This window comes from Streptomyces sp. NPDC003038 (genome assembly GCF_040611115.1).
GTDB lineage: Bacteria > Actinomycetota > Actinomycetes > Streptomycetales > Streptomycetaceae > Streptomyces.
Map to the genome: position 1 here is coordinate 1 of NZ_JBEXNN010000085.1, position 4,171 is coordinate 4,171.

A 4,171-nucleotide genomic window follows, 5' to 3' on the forward strand; every position below is an offset into this window, starting at 1 on the left:
CGAGGTCAGGACCGGGTGAAGAGGGTGGGCCTCCAGCAGGGTGCTGATCTGGGCTTCGAGTGATCGGCGCTGGTTGTGGACCGCTGTGAGGGAGGTGGCCAGGGACGGGATTACGATGTCGAGGGTGCTGGTTCCCGGGACCACGACGGTCTGTTCGTCGAGGGCGTCGAAGACCTCGTCGAACAGCCGGCCGGCCATGCGCGGGGCCTTGGTGCGGACGAGTTCGACGAGTTTGCGGCGGCCGGCCTTGCGCAGTGCGGCCGGGGATCCGTATCGCTCGAGGAGCCAGGTGACGGCGAGGTGGTCCAGTCGTGGGCCGAGCACTCGCTCGAGGCTGGGGTGGAATTGGGTGAGCAGGCCGCGTATCCGGTTGCTGGTGCGGGTGGCCTCGGCGGCGAGGTCCTGGTCGAAGCCGGTCAGCACGGTGAGCTCGTCGGTGAGCTCCAGCGAACGCAGAGTGTGAGGAATCGTCCGGGCGGCGTCCGCGATCACCGCGGCGTCCTTCGCGTCGGTCTTGGCCTCGCCGGGATAGAAGTCGGCGATCCGTCGCATCGCGAGTCCGGGCAGGTAGGCGACCTGGCAGCCCGCGTCCCGGGCGACGGTCAATGGCAGGGCGCCGATGGACGCGGGCTGGTCCACGATCACCAGCACCGTGCCGAACTTCGCGGTCAGCTTGTCGAAAACGGCCCGTAACTTCGGTTCGCTGTTGGGCATCGGCTTGTCGAAGACCTTCTTGCCCGCCGGGGTCAGTCCGTGGCCGTGATGGGCGCTCTTGCCGACGTCCATCCCGAGGAAGACGCCCACATCGCCGGTGTCTAACATCGCACCCCTCCCAGGTGGTTGACCGTGCCGGTCTCGGCGGTGGCACCGTGCTCGCGCATCCACGTTATACAGACCTGCCGCCCGCAGGCTGCCCGGCATTGCGCCGGACCGGGCGGTGGCCGGGTCTCTCATCAGCGTCTCCGACGGCACCCCTCGGACCCGGCGACACCACCCCCCAGGTCATCCTTTCGACAGAGGGGACACAGTCATACCGGGCCCGGAGGCCAGCGGCCCCATTGCATGACCGCGAAAAACATAACGGGGGCTTCACCGGGCTTTACCAGCCGTTCTGCAGAAGGTGAGGGCAGCGAAAGCCTTGGAGCCGAGGGGAAAGAGGCGAAGGGACGCCGACGGCAGTTGGCGAAGACCTTCCCGTCCCTTCAGTTAGGTGATGCCGCCAGGAGCGGGAGAGCGCTGCCACATCGCTGTCCCCCGCCCCGGGACGGGTCGGATGCCTGGCCAGATATCGTCCTATGTGACAGAGTGGCCGGTTTTAAAGACATGATGTTGCCGGGGGAGTTAACACGGGGACATCATCACTGCTCGTACAACCTGATTACTCATCCAGGAGCCGAGACGTGATACGCCGAAGCCGTTCTGCGCGCCCTCACTGGCGTCGCCGTGACCGCGGTGCTTGCTCTACCCCTCAGCCAGGAAGCCCAGGCGGCCGCCCGGGCGGCCGTCACCACCACGATTAACGCGGGCGACGACAGTCCTTTGCGCTGGATGGAACTGGACGGCACACGGGCCGACTTCCGGTCCATGCCCCCGACGGACCGCGATGCGCAGCAGACCTTCGAAGGCCGCACATTCTTCGTCTACGTCCCGGCTGCGGGTGAGTTCAACTTGTTCTCGACACGGACCTTGCTGCGTACGGCCAGCAGCCCCAACCAGGTCCTTCTGGCCGACACCGACTTGATCCACTCCCACCCGCATGTCAAGCTCCGCCGCGGCGACCCCGACCGCCCGGACCGGGCCCGTGTCGTCGCCTCGGCTGCGGTTGTCATGTAGCGCGCCGCAGCCCGCCCGACCCGTGCGGTCAGCCCCGCCGGACGGGCGACCGAGCACGCCAACTCAATCCTTCCGCCTCGCGGCGGCGGCCTTCCAGCCTCGGCGCACCACGCGCGGCCAAGCCTGAGCGGTACCCGCTGTGACTTCCCCTGGGTCGCACCCTCACATGTCCTAGTTTCGTCAAATTTCATCACAAAGGGGTTATTGATTCATGTATGAACGTCGGCGATTTCTCGCCCTCGCCACCATGGGCGCGGTCTTATGCACCGCCGGATTCATGCCGTCGGTCAGCCAGGCCGCCAGCGGCGAGGGGGAAACGAAGGGGTCCTACGCCGAAACGCACGGCCTGACGGCGGATGACGTCAGCCACATCAATGCATTGAACGACAGGGCTCTGGCCCTGGGCCAACCTGTCAAACCTCCGGCAGGGTTCCCGCCGAGCGCCAGCCCCTTCCTGCGCTCCTCCGACTCTGCCGACGACAGGGTGACGCCTCCCGCCGAGCCGCTCACCAGGATGCCTGACCCGTACCGGCCTCACGGAGACAGGGCCACTACGGTCGTCAATAACTACATACGCAAGTGGCAGCAGGTCTACAGCCACCGCGACGGCAAGCAGCAGCAAATGACCCAAGAGCAGCGAGAAAGGCTGTCCTACGGCTGCGTTGGCGTCACCTGGGTCAATACTGGCCCCTACCCGACAAACAAATTGGCGTTCGCCTCCTTCGATGAGAACAAGTACAAGAACGATCTGAAAAACACCGAGCCCCGACCGAATGAGACGCAGGCGGAATTTGAGGGTCGAATAGCCAAGCAGAGTTTCGACGAGGGGAAGGGCTTCAATCGGGCGCGTGATGTGGCCTCCACCATGAACAAAGCCTTGGAAAACGCCTACGACGAGGGGACCTATGTCAACAACCTCAAGGCAGAGCTCGCAAAGAACAAAGACGCTCTGCTCTACGAGGACACGCGCTCGGACTTTTACTCGGCCCTGAGGAACACGCCGTCCTTCAAGGAGCGAGACGGGGGCAACTACGACCCGTCCAAAATGAAGGCGGTGGTCTACTCGAAGCACTTCTGGAGCGGGCAGGACCAGCGAGGCTCCTCCGACAAGAGGAAGTACGGCGACCCGGACGCCTTCCGCCCCAACCAAGGAACCGGCCTGGTCGACATGTCGAACGACGGGAACACTCCACGGCGTCCCGCCAAGCCCGGTGAAAGCTGGGTCAATTTTGACTACGGATGGTTTGGGGCCCAAACCGATGCGGATGCCGACAAAACCATATGGACCCACGGCAACCACTACCATGCGCCCAATAGCGACCTGGGGCCGATGCACGTATACGAGAGCAAATTCCGGAACTGGTCTGCCAGCTATGCGGACTTCGACCGCGGAACCTACGTCATCACGTTCATACCCAAGAGCTGGAACACCGCCCCGGCCAAGGTGAAGCAAGGCTGGCCGTAACCGAACCGGGTAGGAGGGCGGGCCACCGGCCCTCCACCTCCCGCCACAAGGCCGGGCAGGTGTAGAACCAGAGGGTATCCGGTCGGCTCCGGCGAGGCGCCCTCGTCATGGAGGGCCTGGAGACGGAGCTGATCAGCGTCCACGCCCATTTCACCGTCCAGGGCTGTGGGGCAGACTGCGCAGGCCCACCAACTTGTTCGTGCGGACGCGGCCGAGCGCGGGTGGATCAGCCTGTGTCCGTCCGGGAAGTTCAGCATCCTGACGGCCTGGCGGCCCTGCGACATTACGTCCACTACCTCGTGGACGTGGTCAGGGTATTCGTGGCCGCTGGATGCTCTCTGGCTGCCGGTGTAGACCTTGGCGGTCGAGTTAGCCGCGGCGCGCTGCGCCTTGATGACGCTGCCCGGATCCGGCGTACTGCCGGGGCGACATTCGGCCCGGTGGGAGCTGGGCCAGGCCCCCGGCCCAGCAATTTCGGTTCAGTAGCTTCCGAGAATTTGCAGGTCAGATCCCTTCCTGCAAAAGATGAGCGACTGAAGCTCAGACATGCGTTCTGTTGTGCAGAATCTCGGCGGGAGGGCTATTAGGGCTTGGTCAGGTTGGTTCGCGTGCGGGTATGTCGCGGTGAGATGTGGGGCAGGCGCCGGCCCAGGTTGCCAGGAGGGTCCGGAGTTCTCGGATGACTTGGTAGAGGGTCGGGCCGGCGCCGTGTCTTTTGGGGCTCTGGCCAGCCACTGGAGGGTGCAGAAGGCGTGGGCGGCGGAGACGAGGGTGACGTGGTGGTGCCAGCCTCTCCAGGTGCGGCCTTCGAAGTGGGCAAGTCCCAGGGCCTGCTTCATCTCGCGGTAGTCGTGCTCGATCCGCCAGCGCAGT

General features: G+C 64.9%; 3 protein-coding genes and 1 pseudogene. 2 read left to right on the plus strand and 2 right to left on the minus strand.

What is annotated here, in order from left to right; translation table 11 throughout:
- Window positions 1-822: IS110 family transposase (locus ABZX75_RS33965; RefSeq protein WP_355418001.1), on the minus strand; the 822-nt coding region annotated here is incomplete at its 3' end.
- Between the two features lie 630 nt (window positions 823-1,452).
- Between ABZX75_RS33965 and ABZX75_RS33970 the strand changes: the two genes are divergently transcribed.
- Together ABZX75_RS33970 and ABZX75_RS33975 are read left to right on the plus strand one after the other, a co-directional pair.
- Window positions 1,453-1,833: a hypothetical protein gene (locus ABZX75_RS33970; protein ID WP_355418004.1), complete on the plus strand. Its 381-nt coding sequence runs from the start codon at window positions 1,453-1,455 to the stop codon at window positions 1,831-1,833.
- 211 nt (window positions 1,834-2,044) lie between these two features.
- A complete protein-coding gene (locus ABZX75_RS33975; protein ID WP_355418008.1) occupies window positions 2,045-3,298 on the plus strand; it encodes a protein-glutamine gamma-glutamyltransferase in 1,254 nt (417 codons plus the stop codon).
- A gap of 746 nt (window positions 3,299-4,044) precedes the next feature.
- On the opposite strand, the pseudogene ABZX75_RS33980 reads toward ABZX75_RS33975, so the two are convergent.
- Window positions 4,045-4,171 (minus strand): annotated as a pseudogene (locus tag ABZX75_RS33980) (IS701 family transposase); the annotation flags it as partial.